Annotated in this window: 22 protein-coding genes; 12 read left to right on the top strand and 10 right to left on the bottom strand. The window is 72.7% G+C overall.

Annotation, left to right across the window (positions count from 1 at the left end; translation table 11 throughout):
* Positions 1-72: 72 nt before the first annotated feature.
* Entirely contained in the window at positions 73-1,041 is a 969-nt protein-coding gene (locus tag ACIQUC_RS00450) for an aldo/keto reductase (protein WP_402261996.1), read from the bottom strand.
* Positions 1,042-1,139: 98 nt separating this feature from the next.
* On the opposite strand from ACIQUC_RS00450, the gene ACIQUC_RS00445 reads away from it, so the two are divergent.
* Positions 1,140-2,507: a hypothetical protein gene (locus ACIQUC_RS00445; protein WP_402261994.1), complete on the top strand. Its 1,368-nt coding sequence runs from the start codon at positions 1,140-1,142 to the stop codon at positions 2,505-2,507.
* Positions 2,508-2,699: 192 nt separating this feature from the next.
* Here the strand turns inward: ACIQUC_RS00445 and ACIQUC_RS00440 are convergent, their stop codons facing one another.
* A complete protein-coding gene (locus tag ACIQUC_RS00440) occupies positions 2,700-3,557 on the bottom strand; it encodes a LysR substrate-binding domain-containing protein (protein ID WP_402261992.1) in 858 nt (285 codons plus the stop codon).
* Positions 3,558-3,676: 119 nt separating this feature from the next.
* Here ACIQUC_RS00440 and ACIQUC_RS00435 point away from each other — a divergent pair, with 119 nt between their 5' ends.
* Positions 3,677-5,002: an MFS transporter gene (locus tag ACIQUC_RS00435; RefSeq protein WP_022907750.1), complete on the top strand. Its 1,326-nt coding sequence runs from the start codon at positions 3,677-3,679 to the stop codon at positions 5,000-5,002.
* Positions 5,003-5,338: 336 nt separating this feature from the next.
* Here ACIQUC_RS00435 and ACIQUC_RS00430 read toward each other — a convergent pair whose 3' ends face one another.
* Positions 5,339-5,986 carry an NAD(P)-dependent oxidoreductase gene (locus ACIQUC_RS00430; protein ID WP_402261989.1) on the bottom strand — a complete coding sequence of 216 codons (648 nt, stop codon included), beginning with the start codon at positions 5,984-5,986 and terminating at the stop codon, positions 5,339-5,341.
* 93 nt (positions 5,987-6,079) lie between these two features.
* On the opposite strand from ACIQUC_RS00430, the gene ACIQUC_RS00425 reads away from it, so the two are divergent.
* Positions 6,080-6,448 (top strand): helix-turn-helix domain-containing protein, encoded by a 369-nt coding sequence (locus tag ACIQUC_RS00425; RefSeq protein WP_022907752.1) that lies wholly within the window; start codon positions 6,080-6,082, stop codon positions 6,446-6,448.
* 44 nt (positions 6,449-6,492) lie between these two features.
* A complete protein-coding gene (locus ACIQUC_RS00420; RefSeq protein ID WP_402261985.1) occupies positions 6,493-7,521 on the top strand; it encodes an NADPH:quinone reductase in 1,029 nt (342 codons plus the stop codon).
* Positions 7,522-7,587: 66 nt separating this feature from the next.
* Here the strand turns inward: ACIQUC_RS00420 and ACIQUC_RS00415 are convergent, their stop codons facing one another.
* Together ACIQUC_RS00415 and ACIQUC_RS00410 are read right to left on the bottom strand one after the other, a co-directional pair.
* Positions 7,588-7,773 (bottom strand): hypothetical protein, encoded by a 186-nt coding sequence (locus ACIQUC_RS00415; RefSeq protein WP_022907754.1) that lies wholly within the window; start codon positions 7,771-7,773, stop codon positions 7,588-7,590.
* Between the two features lie 41 nt (positions 7,774-7,814).
* The gene (locus tag ACIQUC_RS00410; RefSeq protein WP_402261982.1) at positions 7,815-8,642 is read right to left on the bottom strand and encodes a GAF domain-containing protein; all 828 of its coding nucleotides are present in this window, start codon (positions 8,640-8,642) and stop codon (positions 7,815-7,817) included.
* A gap of 113 nt (positions 8,643-8,755) precedes the next feature.
* On the opposite strand from ACIQUC_RS00410, the gene ACIQUC_RS00405 reads away from it, so the two are divergent.
* The 3 genes from ACIQUC_RS00405 (at position 8,756) to ACIQUC_RS00395 (ending at position 12,719) form a co-directional block, all read left to right on the top strand.
* Positions 8,756-9,493, top strand: a complete 738-nt coding sequence (locus ACIQUC_RS00405; protein ID WP_402261979.1) for a S1 family peptidase — start codon at positions 8,756-8,758, stop codon at positions 9,491-9,493.
* 160 nt (positions 9,494-9,653) lie between these two features.
* Complete coding sequence (locus ACIQUC_RS00400) at positions 9,654-10,526, top strand: patatin-like phospholipase family protein (RefSeq protein WP_402261976.1); 873 nt, start codon at positions 9,654-9,656, stop codon at positions 10,524-10,526.
* 60 nt (positions 10,527-10,586) lie between these two features.
* On the top strand, positions 10,587-12,719 hold the full coding sequence (locus tag ACIQUC_RS00395; RefSeq protein ID WP_402261974.1) for a S9 family peptidase: 2,133 nt from the start codon (positions 10,587-10,589) through the stop codon (positions 12,717-12,719).
* A 216-nt stretch (positions 12,720-12,935) separates the two neighbouring features.
* Here the strand turns inward: ACIQUC_RS00395 and ACIQUC_RS00390 are convergent, their stop codons facing one another.
* Entirely contained in the window at positions 12,936-14,129 is a 1,194-nt protein-coding gene (locus ACIQUC_RS00390) for an acyl-CoA dehydrogenase family protein (protein WP_402261971.1), read from the bottom strand.
* A gap of 122 nt (positions 14,130-14,251) precedes the next feature.
* Between ACIQUC_RS00390 and ACIQUC_RS00385 the strand changes: the two genes are divergently transcribed.
* Both ACIQUC_RS00385 and ACIQUC_RS00380 read left to right on the top strand, forming a co-directional pair.
* Positions 14,252-14,767, top strand: coding sequence for a QsdR family transcriptional regulator (locus ACIQUC_RS00385; RefSeq protein ID WP_022908124.1), 516 nt, complete (start codon positions 14,252-14,254; stop codon positions 14,765-14,767).
* The gene (locus ACIQUC_RS00380; protein WP_402261968.1) at positions 14,764-15,207 is read left to right on the top strand and encodes an acyl-CoA thioesterase; all 444 of its coding nucleotides are present in this window, start codon (positions 14,764-14,766) and stop codon (positions 15,205-15,207) included. Before ACIQUC_RS00385 ends, ACIQUC_RS00380 begins: the two co-directional genes overlap by 4 nt.
* 30 nt (positions 15,208-15,237) lie before the next feature.
* Here the strand turns inward: ACIQUC_RS00380 and ACIQUC_RS00375 are convergent, their stop codons facing one another.
* Together ACIQUC_RS00375 and ACIQUC_RS00370 are read right to left on the bottom strand one after the other, a co-directional pair.
* On the bottom strand, positions 15,238-15,387 hold the full coding sequence (locus tag ACIQUC_RS00375; protein WP_402261965.1) for a hypothetical protein: 150 nt from the start codon (positions 15,385-15,387) through the stop codon (positions 15,238-15,240).
* Between the two features lie 19 nt (positions 15,388-15,406).
* Positions 15,407-15,847 carry a VOC family protein gene (locus ACIQUC_RS00370; RefSeq protein ID WP_402261962.1) on the bottom strand — a complete coding sequence of 147 codons (441 nt, stop codon included), beginning with the start codon at positions 15,845-15,847 and terminating at the stop codon, positions 15,407-15,409.
* Between the two features lie 114 nt (positions 15,848-15,961).
* Here ACIQUC_RS00370 and ACIQUC_RS00365 point away from each other — a divergent pair, with 114 nt between their 5' ends.
* Positions 15,962-16,186, top strand: a complete 225-nt coding sequence (locus ACIQUC_RS00365) for a hypothetical protein (RefSeq protein ID WP_022908120.1) — start codon at positions 15,962-15,964, stop codon at positions 16,184-16,186.
* 143 nt (positions 16,187-16,329) lie between these two features.
* Here ACIQUC_RS00365 and ACIQUC_RS00360 read toward each other — a convergent pair whose 3' ends face one another.
* Both ACIQUC_RS00360 and ACIQUC_RS00355 read right to left on the bottom strand, forming a co-directional pair.
* Complete coding sequence (locus ACIQUC_RS00360; RefSeq protein ID WP_402261960.1) at positions 16,330-16,485, bottom strand: hypothetical protein; 156 nt, start codon at positions 16,483-16,485, stop codon at positions 16,330-16,332.
* 194 nt (positions 16,486-16,679) lie between these two features.
* Positions 16,680-20,138 (bottom strand): proline dehydrogenase family protein, encoded by a 3,459-nt coding sequence (locus tag ACIQUC_RS00355; RefSeq protein WP_402261957.1) that lies wholly within the window; start codon positions 20,136-20,138, stop codon positions 16,680-16,682.
* Positions 20,139-20,219: 81 nt separating this feature from the next.
* Here ACIQUC_RS00355 and ACIQUC_RS00350 point away from each other — a divergent pair, with 81 nt between their 5' ends.
* Together ACIQUC_RS00350 and ACIQUC_RS00345 are read left to right on the top strand one after the other, a co-directional pair.
* Positions 20,220-21,122 (top strand): LysR family transcriptional regulator, encoded by a 903-nt coding sequence (locus tag ACIQUC_RS00350; protein WP_022908118.1) that lies wholly within the window; start codon positions 20,220-20,222, stop codon positions 21,120-21,122.
* Positions 21,123-21,287: 165 nt separating this feature from the next.
* A complete protein-coding gene (locus ACIQUC_RS00345; protein WP_402261955.1) occupies positions 21,288-23,093 on the top strand; it encodes a hypothetical protein in 1,806 nt (601 codons plus the stop codon).
* The last annotated feature ends 77 nt before the right edge of the window (positions 23,094-23,170 follow it).

Raw genomic sequence — 23,170 nt, 5'->3', positions numbered from 1 at the left:
CACGCGACGTCCGCCCGTGAACTGTCGGCCAGCGCGTGAGGACGCCCACCGGTGCGCCCGGCGCGCGGCCGGTCAGGCGCCGTCGAACACGAGCGTCATCTCGGCGAGGTCGTCCTCGGACGGCTCCCACGCGCTCCCGGCCTCGGCGTTCAGCCGGATCTGCTCCGGCTTCGTCGCCCCGGCGATGACGCTCGACAACCCCGGCTGCGCGAGCAACCACGCGAAGGTCGCCTGCAGCATCGTGACCCCGCGCTCGTCCGAGAACCGCTGGAACGCCTCGACGATCTCCCACGGCGCGTCCTGCAGCAGCTGCGGCTTCGCCCGGGTGAGACGTCCGTCCGAGGGCCCGCCGGACCGCGTGTACTTGCCCGTCAGCAGGCCGTTGTAGAGCGGGAAGTACGGCAGGAACCCGAGCGCGTACGCCCGGACCGCCGGCAGCACCTCGTCCTCGACGCCCCGGGCGAGCGGGCTGTACTCGTTCTGCGCGGAGACGAACGCCGTGGTGCCGGCGATCGACGCGGTCAGTTCGGCCTCGGCGATCTGCCACCCGGCGAAGTTCGAGTGGCCGACGTAGCGGATCTTGCCCTCGCGGACGAGGTCGTCGAGCACCGACAGGGTCTCCTCGATCGGCGTCACGCTGTCGGGACCGTGCATCTGGTACAGGTCGATCCAGTCCGTGCCGAGGCGCCGCAGGGACGACTCGACGGCGAGCCGCACGTAGCGCCGCGAGCCCCGCACACCCCAGTCCGGTCCGTTGGCGCCCCGCATGTCCATGCCGAACTTCGTCGCGAGGACGACCTCGTCACGGCGACCCGCGATCGACCGGCCGAGCAGTTCCTCGGACAGTCCGGGGCGGCCGCCGTAGACGTCGGCCGTGTCGAAGAGGGTGACGCCGGCGTCGAGGGCCGCGTGGACGACGGCGTCCGTGCCCTCCTGCGTCTCGGTCTGGGTGCCCGGTCGGCCGAAGTTGTTGCAGCCGATGCCGACGGTGGAGACGACGAGCCCGGACGGCCCGAGTGGACGGTGTTCGATTCCGGTCATCACCCGACCGTACCGGCGACCCCGGAACTGGGGCTGCGACAGCCGCACGCGTTGCCGTTAGAACTGACGATGGATCAGCCTACGGAGGGAACACCGCAGTGGCATCGCACCGCATGCCGGACGAGGACCGGCCGCGTCGCGCCGTCCCCGACTGGGTCACGGCTCCCCCCGAGGACGCGACGGACGGCCTGGAGGCGCGCCCCGCCCCCGTCGCCCCGGCCCCCGTCCCGGAGTCGGTCGCGCCCGGCACGACGCTCCCCGCTGCTGCCCCGGCACCGACGCTCGGCGACGACGCCGTCGTGGTGCCCGACTTCCCGCCGGAGGAGCACCTCCTGCCGCCGGCACCCACGTCCCCCACGGTGCACACCGTCCCGTTCGACGCGGCCGCGGTCGGCCCGGCCCCGGTCTCGCCGATCGACGTCGCGGGTGCCGCGGGTGCCGCCGGAGGCGCGGGTGCCGCCGGAGCCGCGGGTGCCGCCGGAGCCGCGGGTGCCGGGGGTGCCGCGGGTGCCGCCGGTGCCGCCGGAGCCGCAGGTGCCGCCGGAGCCGCGGGTGCCGGGGGTGCTGGGGGTGCCGCGCCCGTCGCCGCCCCGGTCAGCCCGACGGTGCCCGGCGTCGGACAGCCCCGCTTCTCGGTGCCCGGCCTCGAGCACGTCGTCGTCGAGGGGTCGGAACCGGAGCCCTCCGGACCGATCGGCTACCGCACCCCAGCACGGTTCGCCCACCAGCGCCCCGCCGCCGTCTCCCCGGCAGCACCCACGCCGGCACCGGCCTTCGACGCCGTGATCGCCCCGCCGACGCCGGGGGTCACGACGACCTCAGGCCCCCGTGGTGACGCGCTCCCGCCGACCGAGGCACTCCCGCTCATCGAGCTGCCGACGCGCGACCCCGACCGGTCGCGCCGTGGTGCGGACCGCCCGGGACGGGGCCGCACGAAGCAGCCGCGCGCCCCGCGGACCCGGACGTCCTCGCGGCCGACCCGCACCCGGTCGGCCACGACCCCGGTGAGCGACGCGGACGCGGTGCCCTCCGCGGTGCCGGCGACCACGACGCCCAGGACGGTCCGTGGCGGAGCCGAGCCGCGCCTCCCGTCAGCTCGGACCGCACGCGCGACGTCCGCGGACCGGACCACGTCGTCCGAGCGTCTCGGGACGACTCCGGCCGCGGCCCTCGGGGCCGTCGCCGGGCTGGCGACGCTCGGTCTCGCGGCGTGGTGGTTCACGGCCCCCGCGACGGTGCACGCTGTCGGAGTGGCACTCGGCGTCCTCGCGCTCGTGCTCTCGATCCTGACGCTGCGACGGCCGGGGGCGACCTGGCAGCGGCCGGTCGCGCTCCTCGGGGCCGTGCTCGGCGGGGTCGGCACGCTCGTGCTGGTGTGGGCGGTCGCGACCGCCGTGCTGGCGATCGCCGGGGTGACGCTGCCGGACCTCACCGGTACGGGGACGGTCCCGACGCTCGCGCCGTAGCGGGCCGCGCTGGCTGCGCCGCGCCGCGCGCCCCGCGCCCCACGCCGCGCGCCGCGCGCCCCGCACCCCGCACCCCGCGTACTTCGTGAGCAGAAACGGTCGGGTTCGCGTCACCGACCCGACCATTCCTGCTCACGAAACGCCCCCGCGGACGACCCGGGCGGACGACGCGGGCGCACGACGCCACGCCCGTCACACCGCCCGGACGACCCCGCGGGACAGGATCGCGTTCGTCAGCGCGTCGATCGGCTCCCGCTGCACCGTCGGGTTCGCGATGAGGACGTAGTCGACCGCCGGCAGGTCCGGCAGCGACAACCGCTGCGACACCTTCACGAGGTCCGCCGGGATGAGCGAGTGCGGGAACACCGCCACACCGATCCCGGCCCGGACGGCGGCGAGCACACCGTTGACGTCACGCGTGTTGCAGGTGATCCGCCACGTGCGGCCCGCGGCCTCGAGCGCGTCGATCGCCATCTGCCGACTGATGCTCGGCGCCTGGTACGCGATGAGCGGCACCGGTTCCCCGGGCTCGAGCGCGATGCCGTCCTGCGCCATCCAGACCATCTGGTCGGTGGCGACGCGGGTCCCCTCGGCGGACTCCCCCGCGGTCTGCTTGATGAACACCAGGTCGAGCTGGCCCGCGTGCACCCGGCGCAGGAGCGGGGACGACTGGTTCACCGTCAGCTCGAGGTTCACCTGCGGGTGCAGCCGCCGGAAGTCCCGCAGGATCCGCGGTAGCTGGGTGATCGCGAGGTCGTCCGCCGCACCGAACCGGAGTCGCCCGCGGGTCGCCGCCCCGGAGAAGTAGGCGTCCGCGGTGGCGTGCGCCGCGAGGATCGTCCGCGCGAACCCGGCCATCGCGTCCCCGTTGTCGGTGAGCGCCACGCCCCGGGTGTCCCGCGCCACGAGGGTGCGGGAGACCGCCGTCTCGAGTCGCCGCACGTGCTGGGACACCGTGGGCTGGCTGATGCCGAGCCGCGCACCGGCCTGGGTGAAGCTCCCGGTCTCGGCGACCGCGAGGAACGTCTGCAGCAGAACCGGATCGAGCACGGCAACCTCATTCGACATCGCAATGGAGTGATAGCCACCATAGGGGTATCGAATGACGCCGCACCACGTAGTTTCGTTGGGGTACCAGTTCCGCAGCCGACGTCCGGAGATCCCCCACCGTGAGCGCGTCACCGACGACCCTCCCCCCGCCCACCGAACCGCTGCCGATCCAGGCGACCCGACCGCCGTGGCGCCACACCCTCATCGCCCTGTCGGTGCCGAACTTCCGACTGTTCACCGCCACCAACCTGGTCGCGATGACCGCCGGGTGGATGCAGCGCATCGCGCAGGACTGGCTCGTGCTGCAGCTCACCGGCTCGGTCGCGCAGGTCGGCATCACGGTCGCGTGCCAGTTCGCGCCGATGCTGCTGTTCGGGCTGCTCGGCGGGGTCCTCGTCGACCGGTTCTCGAAGCGCGCGCTGATGATGATCACGCAGGGCTCGTTCGCGGTCCTGTCCGCACTGCTCGCCGTCCTCACGCTGACCGGCGTCGTGCAGGCGTGGCACATCTGGGCGATCGCGTTCCTCGTCGGCATGGTGACCGTCATCGACAACCCGGCCCGGCAGGTGTTCGTCACCGAGATCGTCGGCCACGAGCACCTGCGGAACGCGATCAGCGTCAACTCGTCGGTGTTCCAGCTCGGCGGCATGATCGGCCCGGCGCTCTCGGGCGCGCTGCTCGTGGCCGTCGGCGCGGGGTGGTCGTTCGGGGTGAACGCGATCGCCTGCGTGGCCGTGGTGGTGACGCTCGGGTTCCTGAAGGTCTCGGAGCTCCACCGCACGCCCCCGGCACCCCGTGGGAAGGGGCAGCTCGTCGAGGGCCTCCGCTACGCCGTCCGGAAACCGACCATCATCGTGCCGGTCATCCTCGTGGCGTTCTTCTCGGTCTTCGCGCTCACCATGCCGGTCCTGCTGTCGGCGTTCGCGTCCGAGGTGTACGACGTCGGCGCCGGGGGCTACGGCGTCTTCAACTCCGCGGTCGCGATCGGTGCCCTGGCCGGCGCGCTGCTCTCGACCCGCCGCGCCACGGTCCGGCTCCGCACGATCGTCGGCGGGGTCTTCTGGACCGGGATCCTGCTCGTGGTCTCCGGCTCGATCCCCGCGATCGCGCCGTTCACCGTCGCCCTCGTCGCCGTCGGCATGTCCCAGCTACTCTTCCAGACGGCGTCGAACTCGCTCGTGCAGTTGTCCTCGAACGTCGCGATCCGCGGCCGCGTGATGTCGCTCTACGTCCTCGTGCTGCTCGGCGGACAGGCGATCGGCGGCCCGCTCATGGGGCAGGTGGTGGACCACTTCGGCGCCCACGTCGGGATGGTCGTCGCCGGAGGCGTCCCAGCCGCGGCCGCGGCCGTCGTCGGCCTCGTCCTCGCCCGCCGGGGCGGGCTGCACCTCGCCGTGCGGATGCGGCACCACATGCCGGTGCCGTCGATCGTCGGCCACCGCTGATCCGCCGGACGGGAGGCGCGGTGCGGGCTCGCACCGCGCCTCCCGTCCGCACGTGGTCGCGTCGCGCGCGCGTGCCGCGTTGCCCCGTCGCCGCGGTGTGGCGTCGAACCACGAAACCGACGTGGAACCAGGCGGGCCGCCTGGTTCCATGTCGGTTCCGTGGTTCCGCACCGAGCGCGCTGCCGCCCGCACGCACGTCGCGGTCGGGGCCGCGCCGCTGCGTGCTCCGCCGCGCCGTGGCCCCGCCGCCCCGCCGCCGCACAAGCAACGTCACCCGGAACCGCGCGATGGCGCGGTTCCGGGTGACTTCCGTTGTGCGGAGGCGAAGCGAACCGCCTAGTAGGCGACCCCGAAGCGCGCCTGGTGGTGTGCCGGCGTCACGATCTCGTCGACGAAGGCGATCGCGTAGTCCTCGCCGGAGATGTCCGAGTTGCCGTCGGCGTCGGTGAGCAGGACCTCGTCGGTGGTGCGGTAGGTGCCGCGACGCTCGCCGGGGTTGTAGCCGCCGAAGGCCGCTGCCGGGCTGACGTAGAACCAGTCGACCTCGGTGTCGGATGCGCGGAGTGCCTCGAGGATCGCCGCGTGGCTCTTCGCCTCACCCTTGAACGCGTCCGGGAACTCCGCGGTGTCGAACAGGGCCGGGCCGCCCTCGGCGACGAGCAGCGAACCGGCGCCACCGACGATGCCGAGGCGCGCTCCGGCGGCAGCGGCGGCGTCGACGAACGGCTGGAACCGGTCCTTGAGCTCGCTGCCGTCGGCCTGGACCGCGTGCAGCGACACGACGACGACGTCGGTGCCCTTCGTGACCTCGGCGACGAAGTCGCTGTCGAAGGCGTCGCCCTGCGCGAGGGTCAGGCCCTCGGCCGGCTCGAGCTTGGAGGTGTCGCGGGCGACGGCCGTGACGGCGATGCCGCGGGAGAGGGCCTCGCGGGTGATGGCGGAGCCGGCGTAGCCGGTGCCACCGAAGACGACGATGCTGGTCATGGAGCAGTCCTTTCGTGGATCGTTGACACTCACCGTACAAGCGTTACTCTCTTTGAGTAAGTAGGCACCTCACAGTGCGTAACGGAGGACACCATGTCAGCGCTCGAGTACAGCCCCTACGCCGCCGAATGTCCCTCGCGACAGCTGCTCGACCGCATCGGCGACCGGTGGAGCGTCCTGACGATCGGCACCCTGGCCGACGGCCCCGCACGGTACTCGGCGATCGCGGCACGCGTGCAGGGCGTCTCGCAGAAGATGCTCACGCAGACCCTGCGGGCACTCGAGCGCGACGGACTCGTCACGCGGACCGTCTTCCCCGAGATCCCCCCGCACGTCGAGTACGAGCTGACCGATCGTGGGCGTTCCCTGCGCGAGGTACTGAAGCCGCTCGAGGACTGGGCGACGTCGCACATGGAGGCCGTCGCGGTCTCGCGCGAGGAGTACGACGCGCGGGTTCGCTGACCGTCCGCGGAATCTCGGCGGCACGTCGGTGGTTGCCTGGGGGCATGCGATCTGTCGTCTACACGAAGCCCGGTGACTCGTCCGTCCTGACCCTCGAGGAGCGGCCGGTGCCGACGCCCGGCCCCGGCGAGGTCCGGGTCCGCGTGGTTGTCTCCGGGGTCAACCCGACCGACTGGAAGGCACGACAGGGCGGCACGTACGGCGACGACCTGCCGTTCCCCGAGATCACGCCGAACCAGGACGGCGCCGGGGTCGTCGACGCGGTCGGTGACGGCGTCGACGGACTGTCGGTCGGCGACCACGTCTGGCTGTACATGGCCGCGGCGAGCCGTCCGACCGGTACGGCACAGGAGTACACCGTGGTGCCCGCGGCCCGCGCCGTCCGCCTGCCGGAGGGCACCGGGTTCGACATCGGCGCCTCGCTCGGCGTCCCGGCGATGACCGCGCACCGCGCCCTCACCACGCACGAGCACGGCCCGGACCGCCTCGCACCTGGGGCGCTCAACGGGAAGACCGTCCTCGTCGCGGGCGGCGCCGGGGCCGTCGGGCACGCGGCGATCCAGCTCGCGCGGTGGGCCGGTGCGACGGTGATCACGACGATCAGCTCGGACGCCAAGGCCGCCCTCGCCACCGCGGCCGGCGCGCACCACACGGTGAACTACCGCGCTGAGGACGCCTCGGCGCAGATCCGTGCGATCGCCCCGGACGGCGTCGACATCGTCGTCGAGGTGTCGATCCCGCAGAACGCCGCGCTGGTCGCCGAGGTGCTGGCGAACCACGGCGTGGTCTCGATCTACGCGAACAACGGCGGCGACGAGGCGACGCTGCCGATCCGGCCGAACATGAGCATCAACGCCCGGTACCAGTTCCTGCTGCTGTACACGATCGGCGACGAGGCGCTGTCGGCGGCGGCCGAGGACGTCACCGCGGCACTCCGCGACGGGGTGCTGCCGGTCGGCGAGGACCAGGGTCTGCCGCTCGTGCGGTTCGCGCTCGAGGACACGGCGGCGGCGCACGACGCCGTCGAGCAGGACACCGTCGGCAAGGTGCTCATCGACGTCAGCGCGGAGTGACGAAGTGCTGCGTCCGCCCGGGCCGGGCGGACGCAGCGCTTCGGTGGTCGGCGCCGCGAGGCCGGATCAGCGGGCGAGCGCGGCGGCGAGGCGCGCCTCGAACCGGCGGCGGGCGGCGACCCGCTCGCGCTCGATGTTCGCGGCGATGACCTCGAGGTCTTCGTAGTCGGCGTCGGTCGTGTCGTCGGTCCAGTTCGGGGTGTACACCCGGGACCGACCGAAGGGCTTCGGTTCGGGGGTCACGATGGTCATGTGGGGATCGTACGTCGAGCGTCCGACAAATCGCGTGCGCATCACGGGCCTTTCCTGGGGTTGCGGTCGCGGTCCGGGAACGGGGTCGCGAGCGAGAACGCGATGGCCATGAACGAGGCCATCAGCGCGACGTACTTGGCGTCGAAGTCGGTGAACGCGTCCGGGGCCGGCGAGTCCACGGTGAGCATGCCGAACGAGTACTCCTCGGACCGGATCACGACCGAGACGTAGGAGCGGTAGCGCGGCTCGAACCCCGGCAGGTCGTCGTCGGCGTCGACGTCGGCGGCACGGTCACCGACGACCCGCGGCCCGCCGCCGACCAACACCCAGTCGAGGTTGCGGTCGCCGTACGGGGTGCCGGCACGGAACACGCCGGCCGTGTCCTCCGCTCCCCCGTGCCCGATCGGTTCGAGCGCGTGCAGGTCCTCGGAGAGCTGGTAGACGTTCGCCCTCACGTCGGGGACGCCGGGGAGCAGGTAGAAGGCCAGCGCCACCGCGACCCGGTCAGCGAAGGCCGGCAGCTCCTGCCAGCGGTCCCGCCGCCGGACCTCGGCGAAGCGGGCGAGCCGGGAGGCGAGCTGGCCGAACGCGTACCGGACGGCGGTGCCCTGCTCGAGCTCGGTCGACCGCGCCACGGCCGCCGCGGCCGTCACCGACGCTTCGGCCCGACGGGCACGGACGACCTGCACGACGACCGCGGCCGTCAGCACCACCAGCCCGAACACGACGAGCGAGACCCGCACCCCCGGTGCCGCGACGAGGTTCGGCAGCTGGAAGGCGGCGGTGGGCGCCGTCGCGACGACGATCGGCCAGACCACCGCTCCGGCCCGGCGCCGCCCGCGGCCCGTCGTGTTCCCGTCCCCTGTCATGACGACGACGCTAGGACACCCCACCGACGCCGACGGAGTTGTCCACAGGGTGACGTTGTTGTCCCCTGCAACGCTGACTTGACCCCCGAACAGGGGGCGAGCACGATCGGGCCATGAAGCAGCGACAGAACCTGAGGGCCCTCGCCCTCGCCGCCACGGCGGCCATCACCTTCCTCGGCGGCGGCCTCGGCGCGACCGCGGCGAACGCCGCCACCGTCTCGCCGCAGGTCATCGGCGGCGAGCAGGCACCGAGCACCCCGTGGGAGGTGCAGCTCGTTTTCCAGCAGGGCGGCACCGGCACCTACGGGTGCACCGGCGAGCAGCTCAACGCCTCGTGGGTGCTCACCGCAGAGCACTGCGTCGACGGCACTACCGCGATGAACGTCTACCACTCGAACAGCACGACGAACCGGGGCACCGCGACCGCGGCGGACCGGCTCTACTCCGCGCCGTCCGGCGACATCGCGCTCGTCCACCTGAGCACGCCGAAGACGCTGTCGTCCTACGCGCAGCTCGACCTCGCGTACACCACCAAGAGCTCCGGCACCGGCACGATCCTCGGCTACGGCAACCGCGCGAACAGCGTCCCGACGACGGGGCTCTACCAGGCGACGGTGAACCTCACGGGGAGCTCGACGGACGCGTACGGCGGCCGGGCGCAGCACGTCACGGGCGTCACCGGCGCCTCGAACCACGGCGACTCCGGCGGCGCGCTCGTCGTGAACGGCAAGGTCGTCGGCGTCTGCTCCACCGGCGACGTGGCCGACCCCGGCGCGAACACCCACGCCGGCTCGAACTACGCCGTCCTCACCCAGTCCGCCAGCTGGATCCGCTCGACCGCGGGCGTCTGACCCAGCGCACCCACCAGGGGACGGGAGGCGCAGTGCGGGCCCGCACCGCGCCTCCCGTCCGCCCGTCCGCCCGTGCGCACGACCGGTGCCGCGCCCGGTCGCTCTCCACAGGTCGCGTCGCGCGGTCCTCCGCGTCGTCCGCACCTGGTAAGCAGGACGCATGACCGACGTCACCACACCAGCGCCCGGAACCAGAGCACTCGTCCTCGGCGGTGGTGGCGTCGCCGGCATCGCGTGGGAACTCGGGGTGCTGTCGGCCCTGCAGGACGCCGGGGTGGACCTCGACGCAGCGGACCTCGTCGTCGGGTCGAGCGCGGGCAGCGTCGTCGGGACCTTCGTCCGCGCCGGCGCCGTCCAGCAGGCGTACGACCAGCAGCACGCCGCCGTCCCGACGACCTACGAGGAGCCCGTCCCGATCGACGGCGACGACTTCCAGCAGCGGATCGGCGCCGTGCTCGACGGCGCCACCTCCGACCAGGACGCCCGTGCCCGGCTCGGCCGGCTCGCCCAGCGCACGACGACCGGCCAGACCGACGACCAGCGCGCTGCGACCTTCGCCGAGACCCTGCCGTCGACCGAGTGGCCGCCGAAGCCCCTCGCCGTCACCGCGATCGACGCGACCGACGGCACCTTCCGCGTGCTCACCGCGGCGGACGGCGTGCCGCTCGCGCGCGCGGTGGCCGCCAGCTGCTCGGTGCCGCTCGTCTGGTCGCCGGTCACGATCGAGGGGCGCCCCTACGTCGACGGCGGGATGCGATCGGCCACGAACGCGGACGTCGCCGCCGGGTACGAACGCGTCCTCGTCATCGCCTGCGGTCCCGAGGGGCCGTCGCCGCTCGGGCCGTGGCTCGACGTCGCGGTCGAGGAGCTCCGGGCGGCCGGCAGCTCGGTCGAGGTCGTCATCGCGGACAGCACCTCGCAGCAGGCCTTCGGCACGAACTCCCTCTCGCTGTCCACGCAGGCGCCCGCGGCCGACGCCGGGCGCACGCAGGGCACCGCCGTCGCCGAGGGCATCGCCGCGTTCTGGGCGTGAGTTCTCCACAGACCGGCCGGTGACCGCCGCCGCGGCGGGGAGCGCCGCTAGCGTGGGTGCATGACGACGCTGTTCTCGGACCTCGACCAGTACACCGCCCTCCCCCGCGTGGACGGGATCGCCCTGAGTCCGGACGGCTCGCGGGTCGCCCTGACCGTCAGCGTCCTCGATGCCGACGGCACGGGGTACCGGCGGTCGGTCTGGGCGGTCCCTGCGACGACGACCGACGAGTCGGCCGCTCCGGTCCGGCTGACGCGCTCGGCCAAGGGCGAGGGCGGAGTGTCGTTCACCCGCACCGGCGACCTGCTGTTCGTGTCCGGACGCCCCGACGGCGACGGCGACGAGGACAGCGACGCCCCGCAGCTCTGGGTCCTGCCGGCCGGTGGTGGCGAGGCACGACCGGTCACGAAGCTCGCGGGCGGGATCGGTGGGGTCCTCGGCACCGCATCGCAGGCGGACACCGTCGCCGTGACCGCGGGGCTCCTGCCGGGTGCCGGCACGGACCGCACGGGTGTCGTCGCCGCCGATGCCGCGCTCCGTGGGCGGCGGAAGGACCGGAAGGTGCGGGCGATCCTGCACGAGACGTACCCGGTGCGCTTCTGGGACCACGACCTCGGCCCCGACGAGACGCACGTCCTCACGCTCGACCTCGCCACCCTGACCGAGGCGTCGACCACCCGCGACGTGTCGACGAACACGACCGAGGACGGCACGGAAGCCGACGCCGATACCGCTGCCGACACGTACCCGGCGCACCTCCCGGCGCTCTCCGACGTCACGCCCGCCCCGGGCCGCTCGCTCGAGCACGTCGCCGGAGCCGTCACCCCGGACGGTTCGACCGTCGTCGCCACGGTCGGTGTGCAGGAAGCGCGCGGCTCGCGCTCGACGATCGTCGCGTTCGACGTCGCGTCGGGCACCCGGACCGTCCTGCTCGACGACGTCGACGTCGACCACGAGATGCCGACGATCAGCCACGACGGTCGGACCCTCGCGTGGGTCCGGACCGAGCGGTTCACGCCCCGGGGTGCGACCGAGCAGGCGATCTGGGTCGCCCGGCTCGACGGATCCACGCTCTCGGACGCACGGCGCATCGCGACCGAGTGGGACCGGTGGCCGAGCGAACTCGTGTTCGCGCACGACGACGGTGCGCTCCTGGCGACGGCGGACCACGACGGCCGCGCGCCGGTGTTCCGGCTCCCCCTCGACGGCGGCGCCGTCGAACAGTTGACCCACGACGACTGGGCGTACTCGAGCCTGCGCGTGGCGGCGGCGAGCGGCACGGTCGTGGCGCTCCGTGCCTCCTGGGCCGCGCCCCTGCACCCCGTGCGGATCGACGCGGACGGCACGGTGACGCCCCTCGCGACCCCGGCGCCGCTGCCCGAGGTCCCCGGTCACCTCGAAGAGGTCGAGACGACCGCTGCCGACGGCGCCCGGGTCCGCGGCTGGCTGCTGCTGCCGAACGACGAACCCGGTGCCGCCGGGCACCCGCTCCTGCTCTGGATCCACGGCGGTCCGCTCAACTCGTGGAACCAGTGGTCCTGGCGGTGGAACCCGCAGCTCGCGGCGGCGCGCGGGTACGCCGTGCTCCTGCCGGACCCGGCGCTGTCGACCGGGTACGGGCTCGACTTCATCAACCGCGGGTGGAACGCGTGGGGGCAGGCGCCCTACACCGACCTCATGGCGGTCACCGACGCGGTCGTCGCCCGTGACGACGTCGACGAGACCCGCACCGCCGCGATGGGCGGGTCGTTCGGCGGCTACATGGCGAACTGGGTCGCCGGCCACACCGACCGCTTCCGGGCGATCGTCACGCACGCGAGCCTGTGGGCGCTCGACCAGTTCAACGGCACCACGGACATGTCCCAGTACTGGCAGTCGATCTTCGACGAGACCGGTCTGCACGAGAACGACCCGCACCGCTTCGTCGCGGACATCACGTCACCGATGCTCGTCATCCACGGCGACAAGGACTACCGGGTGCCGATCGGCGAGGGGCTGCGGCTCTGGTCCGAGCTCGCCGAGCACCACGCGGCGGAGGACGGCACGATGCCGCACCGGTTCCTGTACTTCCCGGACGAGAACCACTGGGTGCTCAAGCCGCAGCACGCCGTGGTCTGGTACGAGACGGTGTTCGCGTTCCTCGAGCAACACGTGCTCGGCGGCGAGTGGCGGCGCCCGGAGTTGCTCGGGTAGCGGGGCCGGGCGCGCGGGGCGGAGTCAGTGGAAGGCGCCGACCCGGAACGACATCGTCGATGTCGTACGACGTCGGCACCGTCGCAGCCGCGCGCCCGCAACAGTTGCAGGCGCAACGAACGACACGCTCGTCGTCGTACGACATGGGTCGTGTCGTTCGACAACCGCACCCGAACCGCCGCCAGCACAGGACCGACGCCGGCATCGGCACCGGCGTCAGACGAACGCGGCCTGCCCCGTGATCGCCCGCCCGACGATGAGTGTGTTCACCTCGCGCGTGCCCTCGTAGGAGTAGATCGCCTCGGCGTCCGCGAAGAACCGGGCGACGCCCTTGTCGAGCACGATCCCGTTGCCGCCCTGCACCTCGCGGCACCAGCCCACGGTCTCGCGCATCTTCGACGTCGCGAACGCCTTGGCCATCGCCGAGTGCTCGTCGCCCCCGGTGCCCGCGTCCTGCATGGCCGACGCCTGCGTGCAGAGCGCGATCGAGGCGGTGATGTTCGCGAGCGACTTCACGAGCAGGTCCTGCACCATCTGGTGCGCGGCGATCGGCTTGCCGAACTGGATCCGGGTGCGGGCGTACTCGAGCGCGGCGTCGTAGGCACCGACCGCGATGCCGATCGCCTGCCACGCCACCTCGGTCCGGGTGAGCCGGAGCACCTCGGCGGTCGTGCGGAACGACTCGGCGCGCTGCAGCCGACGCGCCTCGGGCACCCGCACCCCGGTCATGACGATGTCGGCGTTCTGCACGCCCCGGAGCGCGATCTTGTCCTCGATCTTCGTCGCGGTGAAGCCCGGGGTGTCCGTCGTGACGAGGAACCCCTTCACCTGGTCGTCGGCGACGTCCTTGGCCCAGACCACGACGACGTCCGCGAAGGTCGCGTTGCCGATCCACCGCTTCTCGCCGTCGAGCACCCACGTGTCGCCCTCACGCCGCGCCGTCGTGCGGAGGCCACGAGCAGAGTCGCTGCCGGACAGCGGCTCGGTCAGCCCGAACGCCCCGACGATCTCGCCGGCGGCCATGCGCGGCAGCCACTCCTGCTGCTGCTCGTCGCTGCCGGCGACCGCGATCGAGTTCATCGCGAGGCCGGACTGCACCCCGATGAACGTCGCGACGCTGGCGTCGACGCGCCCGAGCTCGAGCGCCGCCCACCCGCGGTACACCGCGGAGTTCTCGAACTGCCGGACGAGCGGGATGCCCGGGCCGTACATGCCGAGCTCCGACAGCGGCCGGATGACCTGCATCGGGAACTCGGCGCGCGCCCAGTACTCGTCCGCGATCGGGCGCACCTCGGACTCGAGGTAGCTGCGGAGTCGCCCGAGTGACTCGCGCTCCTGCTCGGTCAGTCCCTCTTGGAAGCGGTAGAAGTCGGACTCGAGCAGCGCGGTGGTGGGCGTCAGCGTTGACATGAGGTCCACGATGCATCATTCTCGGAAACGTTGCAAGGGAGGATCACCTGTACACATCGGATTCTGCGCTGCGCGCGTTCCGGGAGGCACGGCACACCTTCATCGCCGGCTCACGCATCGACATGGGCGCGTTGGCCACCTCGCTCGGCGTGGACCGCACGTCGTTGTTCCGCTGGGTCGGCAACCGTGACCGGTTGCTGTCCGAGATCCTGTGGTCGCTCGCCGTCCCGACCTTCGACGCGGCTGCCGCCGCGGCCGCCCCGTCCGGCGCGGCGCGCATCGTCGACGTGCTCGACCGCTTCACGGCGGACCTCATCGAGGCGCCCTACTTCCGGTCGTTCCTGACCCGCGAACCCGCCCGGGCGCTCCGCCTGCTCACCACGACCGAGAGCGACGTGCAGAGCCGGTTCGTCCGCCGGGTCACCAGCCTCGTCGAGGAGCAGCATGCGGCTGGGACGTTCGACCCGAGCCCGCTCTCCCCCGAGGAACTGGCCCGACTGCTCGTGCGCATCTCGGAGTCGTTCACCTACGCCGACCTCATCTCCGGAGAGACGCCAGACCCCGAACGCGCACGCGCCACGTTCGAGTACGTCCTCCGCCCCACCACGACGTCCCTTCTCGCGACAGGAGCCCGATGACCATCGACGACTACCCCTTCGTCCGGACGTACCCGACGCGGTGGAACGACAACGACATGTTCGGCCACGTGAACAACACGATCTACTACAGCGCGATGGACAACGCGGCCACGTACTGGTTCCGCGAGGCGGCCGGTCTCGACCCGTTCACGTCGGACTGGATCGCCGTGGTCGTGTCGTCCAGCTGCCGGTTCGTCGAGTCGGCGGTGTGGCCCGACGTCATCGAGATCGGCATGCGCTCGAAGCACCTCGGCCGGACGAGCCTGTCGTGGGAGTTCGGCCTCTTCCGGCAGTCGGACGGGACACTGCTCGCGACCGGCGAGTTCGTGCACGTCGTCATCGACCGCGAGGGCGACCGTCGACCGGTCCCCCTGCCGGAGTCCCTCCGCGAACTCGTCGCCGCCACGATGAGCGCCCCGGCGTCGGTCGCCGCCGACTGACCGCGTGCGCCGGCCCGGCAGCGGGCGCCGTCAGGGGCGGTAGTCCCCGCGGCGAGGGTTGTTGAGCCGAACCGCGAGGTCCTCACCCGCCGGGTCGTGGCCGTTCCACGTCCCGACGACCTTCGCGATCGTTCGCAGCACGAAGCCGATCCCCCGGCCGATGACCCGCACGATGCGCATGCGTCGAGGATAGCTCGCGTCAGCCCTTCAGTGCCGCCAGCTCGAGGTTGATGTCGTCGGGGTCCTGCACCGACAGGATGACCATGCCCGCGTCACCGAGGTCGGTCACCTCGCCGTGCTCGACACCGGCGGCATCGAGTCGAGCGGCCGCCTCGTGCAGTTCATCCACGGAACCGACCACGAAGCTCACGTGGTCGAGGCCGACGGTCTCCGAGTCGAAGCGCTGGCCCGCCGGCGCCACCGGCCGGAGCCCGAACACCTGGTCGCCGAGCCGGAAGACGCTGCCGCCGTAGAAGCGCTCCCGGTCCTCGCGGACGCCGGGCTCGTCGACCTGGTCACTGAAGTCGATCGCGGGCTCCGTCCCGAGCAGCTGCTGGTAGAAGGCCTTGCTCCGGTGGATGTCGGTCACGGTGACGCGGACGTGTGCGAGTGCGGTGGGTCGTGCGAACGGTTCGGTCACGGCAGGTGCTCCTCAGGACGTGGCCGGAAGGGTCCGGCACCACACCGACGAAACGCGCCCCACCTGACCGGACGCCCCGACCATGCGGCGACCGGACAGCCGTAGGGTCGACCCGTGGGCTCATGGTTCTGGATCTCGATCTTCCTCATGGCGTACGGCGTCGTGCTGCTCGTGTTCCCGAAGCAGTTCGCCCGCTGGGGCCGGAAGCTGGAACAGATGCAGGGCGACCACTGGGCGGCCTCGATCCTCACGCCGGGCTTCATCAGGGTGATCGGCTGCCTCTTCATCGTCGGTCCCGGCCTGACCCTGATCGAGCTACTCCTGCACCGGGGACCGTGACCGCCTGACGCCGCCAGGCGCGGATCGTCCCCGCAGTCGACGTGCCGCCGGGCAGACGGCGCGCAGCGCCTGCGGGACACGCGGGACGCCGTGCCTCGCGCCCGATCAGGTCGTCCGTCAGGTGGTTCGGCGATCCGAAGCGGTCAGGTCGCGCCCCCGAGCACGATCGCGGAGACGATCCAGCCGAGCATCAGCGCCACGACGGCCAGCAGCAGAGGCGATCGAGGCGATCGACCCGAACGCCTGGCCGTCGCGAAGGTCCAGATCACGACGGCGACCAGTGCGCCGAGAAGGATCACCCAGGTCGCCCACCAGATGCCGCCGTGGGCCAGCGCGAGCGCGAGCCATCCACCCTGCGATGGGAGGACCAGCGCAGCGCCGACACGGTCTGCGACGGAGACCCGTTGCCCCGTCTGTCCGATCGAACTCGCCCCTCGCGCCACGCACCCAACCCACTGAGTGGAGTCGCCTGGAGGCGTCGGCGGGCGCCGGGCTAGATCAGGTCGTCCGTGAGGTGGTTCGGCGTACCGAAGCGGTGCGCCGTGATCGACACCGCCTGCTCGCGCACGAACGGCAGGATCTCGAGGCGCCCGGCCTCGGTCACCGGCTCCCCGTAGACCGCGACGTCCGGCCGTCCGCCGATCGCCGAGTACAGCGCCGACGTGTCCCCGCCGACGAGCCGCACGCGCCCGGACGGACCACTCGCCACCGCCGAAGCGAACGCCGCGTCGGAGTGCGACTGCGTCAGCGACCGCACGTTCGGCAGCGCCTTGACCGCGGCGGCGACCACCGGCGGCAGCGTCGACACGGTCGAGACGTCGATCGTGGTGCCGGCTCGGACCGATGCCGCGACGACCCGGACGAGGTCGGTCACCGCGTCTTCCGCAGCGGAGGCCAGGCGCACCCGGACCGCCGGGTACGGCAGGTACCGGGCGATGTTCCGCTCGGCGGTCAGCGCCGACACGTCGGTCGCCGTGCCGAACAGGGACGACCAGGCCTGCTGGTCGGACGCCACGGCCCGGTCGAGCGACGGCGACGCAACACCCGAGGCGCCGACGAACGCGGCGACCGGTGCCGACGGGGACGAGCCGGACGTGGCTTCGGCGGGCGCCCACGAGCCGAGCCCGAGCAGGTAGTTCAGGCCACCGGCCTTGGTCCCGGCACCCACCGCCGACTTCTTCCACCCGCCGAACGGCTGGCGGCGGACGATCGCGCCCGTGATGCCGCGGTTGACGTAGAGGTTGCCCGCCTCGATGCGAGCGAGCCAGGTCCCGATCTCGGCCTGATCGAGCGAGTGCAGGCCGGAGGTCAGGCCGTAGTCGACCTCGTTCACGATGTCGATCGCCTCGTCGAGGGTCTTCGCCGTCATGATGCCGAGGATCGGGCCGAAGTACTCGGTGCGGTGGAACGCCGAGCCACGTCGGACGCCGTCGCGGACACCGGGGCTCCAGAGCCTGCCGGGGTCGTCGAGCTTCGCGGGCCGGACGGCCCAGGACTCCCCCGCGCCGAGCGTCGTGAGGCCGTCCAGCAGCTTGCCGGCAGCGGGCTCGATGACCGGGCCCATCTGGGTCGTCGGGTCGGTCGGGTAGCCGACGGTGAGCGACGACACGGCGTCGATGAGCTGCGAGCGGAAGCGCCGCGAGGTGGCGACGGACCCGACGAGCACGACGAGCGACGCTGCTGAGCACTTCTGGCCTGCGTGCCCGAACGCCGACGCCACGACGTCCTTCACCGCGAGGTCGAGGTCGGCCGACGGCGTCACGATGATCGCGTTCTTGCCGGAGGTCTCGGCGAGCAGCGGCAGGTCGGGCCGGAACGAGCGGAAGAGCTCGGCGGTCTCGTACGCGCCCGTGAGGATCACCCGGTCGACGAGCGGCGAGGCGACGAGCTGCTGCCCGAGGTCGTTCTCCGACACCTGGACGAACGCGAGGACGTCGGCCGGGGCACCGTGGGCGTCGAGCGCGGTCTCGATGATCGAGGCGAGCACGGCACCGGAGCGCTCGGCGGGCGGCGCGGGCTTCAGCACCACGGCGGACCCGGCGGCGAGCGCGGCGAGGGTAGACCCGGCGGGGATCGCGACCGGGAAGTTCCACGGCGGTGCGACGAGCGTCAGTGCGGCCGGGGTGAAGGACGCGCCGTCGACGTCGTCGAGCTGTGCGGCGAGCTCGCCGTAGAAGTGTGCGAAGTCGATCGCTTCGGACACCTCGGGGTCGGCCTGGTCGATGGTCTTGCCGGTCTCGGACGCCATCACCTCGACGAGGGCGGCGCGGTTCGCCTCGAGCGCGTCGCCGACGGCGTGCAGCACGGCGGCCCGGGCGCCACCCGACCACGTTCCCCAGGTGGCGCCGGCGGCGCGGACGCGACCGAGGACGGACTCGAGCTGCGCGGCGGAGTCGAGCCGCGCCTCCTGGACGGCCGCGGTGCCGAGCGTCGAGGACGCAACCCGCGCGGTGACGGCGTCACCCCACGACCGGACCGATGCGACCGACGGGTCGCTGTCCGGGGTGTTCTCGAAGTGGCCGACGCGCGGGCGCTCGACGGCGGCGTAGCGGTCGGCCACACGGTGGGAGGCCGGAGCGGCGAGGCCTTCGGGCGTGGCGAGCGGCTCGAGGGAGGCCCGGAAGCGCGCTTCCTCGCGGGCGAACAGCGCGGGCGAGGAAACGAGGGAGAACACCGCGGACATGAAGTTCTCCTGCGACGCCCCTTCCTCGAGGCGGCGGATCAGGTAGGCGATCGCGACGTCGAACTCCTGCGGGTGGACGACCGGCGTGTAGAGCAGGAGCGAGCCGACGGTCTTCTTCACCGCGGCGGCCTGCCCCTGCGCCATGCCGAGGAGCATCTCGAACTCGATGCCGTCCCGCACCCCGCGCTCACCGGCGAGCAGCCAGGCGTGCGCGACGTCGAACAGGTTGTGCCCGGCGACGCCGACCCGGACGTTCTCGATGCGCGCGGGGGTCAGCGCCCAGTCGAGCACACGCTTGTAGTTGGTGTCGGAGTCCTGCTTGGTGTGCCAGGTCGCGAGGGGCCAGCCGTGCACGGACGCCTCGACCTGCTCCATCGGCAGGTTCGCACCCTTGACGAGGCGGACCTTGATGCCGGCGCCGCCACGGGCACGTCGTGCGGCGGACCACTCCTGCAGCTGTTCCATCGCGGCGAGCGCGTCGGGCAGGTACGCCTGCAGGACGATGCCGGCCTCGAGCGAGGTGAACTCGGGCTCGTCGAGGAGCTTCGTGAAGACCGCGATCGTGAGGTCGAGGTCCTTGTACTCCTCCATGTCGAGGTTGATGAACTTCTGCGGCGACGCTGCGGCAGCACGGCGGAAGAGCGGGCGGAGCTTGGCGATGATGTCCTCGACCGCGTGGTCGAACGCCCACGGCGAGTGCGGGTGCACGGTGGACGAGACCTTGATCGACACGTAGTCGACGTCGTCGCGGGCCAGGAGCTTGTGCGTGCCCTCGAGGCGCCGGGCGGCCTCGCCCTCGCCGAGGACGGCCTCGCCGAGCAGGTTCACGTTCAGGCGGACCCCGTCGCCCTTGATCCCCGCGATGGCCGGGCCGAGCTTGGCGTCGGTCGCGTCGACGATGAGGTGGCCGACCATGGTGCGGAGGACCCGTCGGGCGATCGGGACGACGACCCCCGGGAGGACCGGGGCCATGCCGCCGCCGAGCCGGACGAGTCCGCGGAGCGCCGCGGGGAGGAAGCCGGGGGCTCCGGGGGCGATCGCGCGGAGCTTCCGGGCGGCGACGCCGAGGTCTTCGGGGCGGACGACGCCGTCGACGAACCCCACGGCGAAGTCGAGGCCGGCGGGGTCGGCGAGCACGCCTGCGAGCTGCTTCGCCGAGCCGTCGACCGGGTGGGTCTCGGCTTCGGCGAGCCACTGTCGCACGAGCGCCACGGACTGGTCCGCGAGGGCGTCGTGATCGGTGGCCGGGTGCTCGTGCAGGGTCGTCATGGGTTCAGTGTGGAGCGCTCGACCCATCAGCGGAAGCAACGGTTGGTGATGGATACCCGTAAGTTCCGCTACCGTGAACTCGTGCTCGACGTCCGCCGTCTCGTCCTCCTCCGGGAGCTCTCCATCCGGGGCACGATCGCGGCCGTCGCCGAGGCGGTGAACTTCACCCCGTCGGCGGTGTCGCAGCAGCTCAGCGCCCTCGAACGCGAGGCCGGCGTCCCGCTCCTCCGCAAGGCCGGACGGCGACTCCAGCTCACCCCGCAGGCCGAGGTCCTGGTGCAGGCCGCCGGTCACGTCCTCGATGTGCTCGAACAGGCGCAGTCGCAGGTCGAGGGCACGATGCCGACGGTGCAGGGACGCATCCGCGTCGCGGTGTTCCAGTCCGCCGCCCTCGCGCTGATGCCGAACGCGCTGCACGCCATGGCGACCGCGCACCCCGACGTCCGCATCGAGATGGTGCAGCGTGAACCGGAGACGGCGCTCCACGAGACCTGGGCGCGGGACTTCGACATGGTCATCGCCGAGCAGTACCCCGCGCACGCGGCGCCGCACCTGCCCGGGCTGCACCGCCAGGACCTCACGACCGATGCCGTCCGGCTCGCGCTGCCGCCGCTCGACACCGCGCTCGCGCCGGTGTCGTCGATCGAGGACGCCGAGGTGCTGCCGTGGGTCATGGAGCCGCGGGGCACGGCCTCGCGGCACTTCGCCGAGCAGGTCTGCCGGCGGTGGGGCTTCGAGCCCGACGTCCGCTACGAGACCGCCGACCTGCAGACGCAGATCCGCCTCGTCGAGTCCGGCAACGCCGTGAGCCTCATGCCGGACCTGATGTGGACGGGTCGGACGACGACCTGCCGGTTGGTCGAGCTCCCGGAGCGGCCGCGCCGGACGATCTTCACGGTGGTCCGCACGGCCGGGTCCTCGTCGCCGGCGGTCCGCGCCCTCCGCGACGCCCTGGAGCGCGCGGCCGCCACCGTCGGCGACTGACCCGAGCGCGACCGACCCGAGCGCGACCGACCCGAGCGCGACCGACCGTTCGCCCCGTCGTCGTCACCGGACCGAGACGGACCGGGTCGTCAGGATCGCCCGTGCCGCGACACCTCCAGGATGAGGGCACCTCCCGGTGTCCCGAACAGCATCCAGGGGGATCCCATGAAGCAGTCCTGCACCGCCGGTGTCCGACGCGGCGCCGCCATCGGCGCAGCCGTCGCCATCGTCACCGCCTCCTCGGCGTTCGGCATCGGCGCGTCGAGCGCGATCGCCGACGCGGCTCCGACACCGGCCACGTCCGCCACCACCGTCACGACCGGCACGTCCGCCGGCACGGGAGGCGCGGCGGCCGACACGACGTCGGCGACCGCCGACGAGACGGGGACGACTCCCCCCGCGAGCGCACCCACGGCGAGCGCGCCGGCCGAGGACGCTCCGGAGCAGTCCACCGCCGCCGCCCTCGCCTTCCCCGAGGGCACGACCGCCGACGCCCCGCTCGTCCTCACCGCGACCGCGGGCGACACCGTGTCCCGGACGTTCACCGCGACGGGCGGGTCGGGGACGGTGACGTACGCGGTGCGTGGCCCGGGCGGCAGCCCGGTCATCGGCCAGGGCGACTTCAACGCCGACTTCTCGTTCGACGGGACCACCGGCACGCTGTCCGGCTCGCCGCGGTACGCCCTCCGGACCTACACGTTCCAGGTCGTCGCCACGAGCGGTTCCGAGACCGCCGTCGAGTACGTCGAGCTCACGGTGGAGCCCGGCGCCCCGGTCGGGGTCACCTTCTCGGCCTCGACCTCCGACTCCTCGGGCCTGTGGCAGGTGGAGCCCGACGGCACGATCTGGGAGCAGGCGGTCGGCCAGGGCCGCGTGCGGATCGTGCCCTCGGTCCCCGTGGTCGACGGGCAGTCGCTCACCCTCGCCGGCCTCGCGGTCGACGCCTTCGGCAACCGCGTCACAGGCAGCGACCAGGACGACGAGTACCCCCGTTCCACCGTCACGAGCACCGCCGCCGGAGACCGTGCCGTGTGGGACCCGAACGGCGCGAACGTGGTGACGTTCTCCGGGGCGGGCTCCCGTACGGTGACGGTCTCCGAGGGCGGCGTCTCCACCTCCTTCACCGTCGTCGTCACCGACGTGCCGTTCGCCTTCGTCGACCCGTCGTCCGCCGACGCCCCGATCGCGATCACACCGACCGCCGGCGAGGAGTTCACGCGGACGTTCGCGGTGACGGGAGCGACGGACCCGTCGGACGTCCGCTACGAGCTCCGCGGTGTCCAGGGCGAGCCCTTCGACGACACCTACGCGCGGAACGGGCTCGACCTCGCCGTCGACCCGGCCACGGGCGTGCTGACCGGGACCGGCACGGCGGCGACGTCGTTCCGGTTCCAGGTCGTCGCCACGAGCGGTGGGGAGCAGGCCGTCGCGAACGTCGAGGTCACCGTCTCCCCCGCGGCCTTCTCCAAGCTCGTCGTCGCGGTCCTGCCGTCCGACCGGGACCCGGAGTCCGAGACGTGGTCGATCGACGGCGACACGATCACGCACATCACCCCGGACGGCGGTTCTGCGGTCGTCGACGCGGTGCCCGCACGACAGGGGCAGCGCATGCTCGTGCTCGCGGTGCCGGTGGACGCTTACGGGAACGCGGTCGCCGACCACGACGACCTGACCGTCACGAGCGACGTCGCCAGTGACCGGATCGTCGATGACCCGAGCACCGCCGGCACCTGGGTCACGTTCGAGCACGCGTCGCCGCACGTCGTGACCGTCGCGTACCAGGACCGCACGCAGGACATCCGGTTCGACGTCACCCCGACCGCCGCGACGACGGGAGCCACCACGACCACGGGCTCCGGCCGCCTCGCGTACACCGGCGCGGAGACCTCGGGTCCCCTCGCCTGGGCGCTCGGCCTGCTCGCCGCGGGCGGCGGCCTGCTGGTCCACCGGCTGCGTCGTCGTCGCGCCTGAGACCGCGTCATCGCGTGGGACGGGAGGCGCGGTGCCAGCTGGCACCGCGCCTCCTGTCCTGCGACCCCACCTGAACG

It is taken from the genome of Curtobacterium sp. NPDC098951, from assembly GCF_044759965.1.
Taxonomy (GTDB): Bacteria; Actinomycetota; Actinomycetes; order Actinomycetales; family Microbacteriaceae; genus Curtobacterium.
Note: the sequence above shows the minus strand (reverse complement) of the source record. Positions and strands in the feature narration are given on the sequence as shown.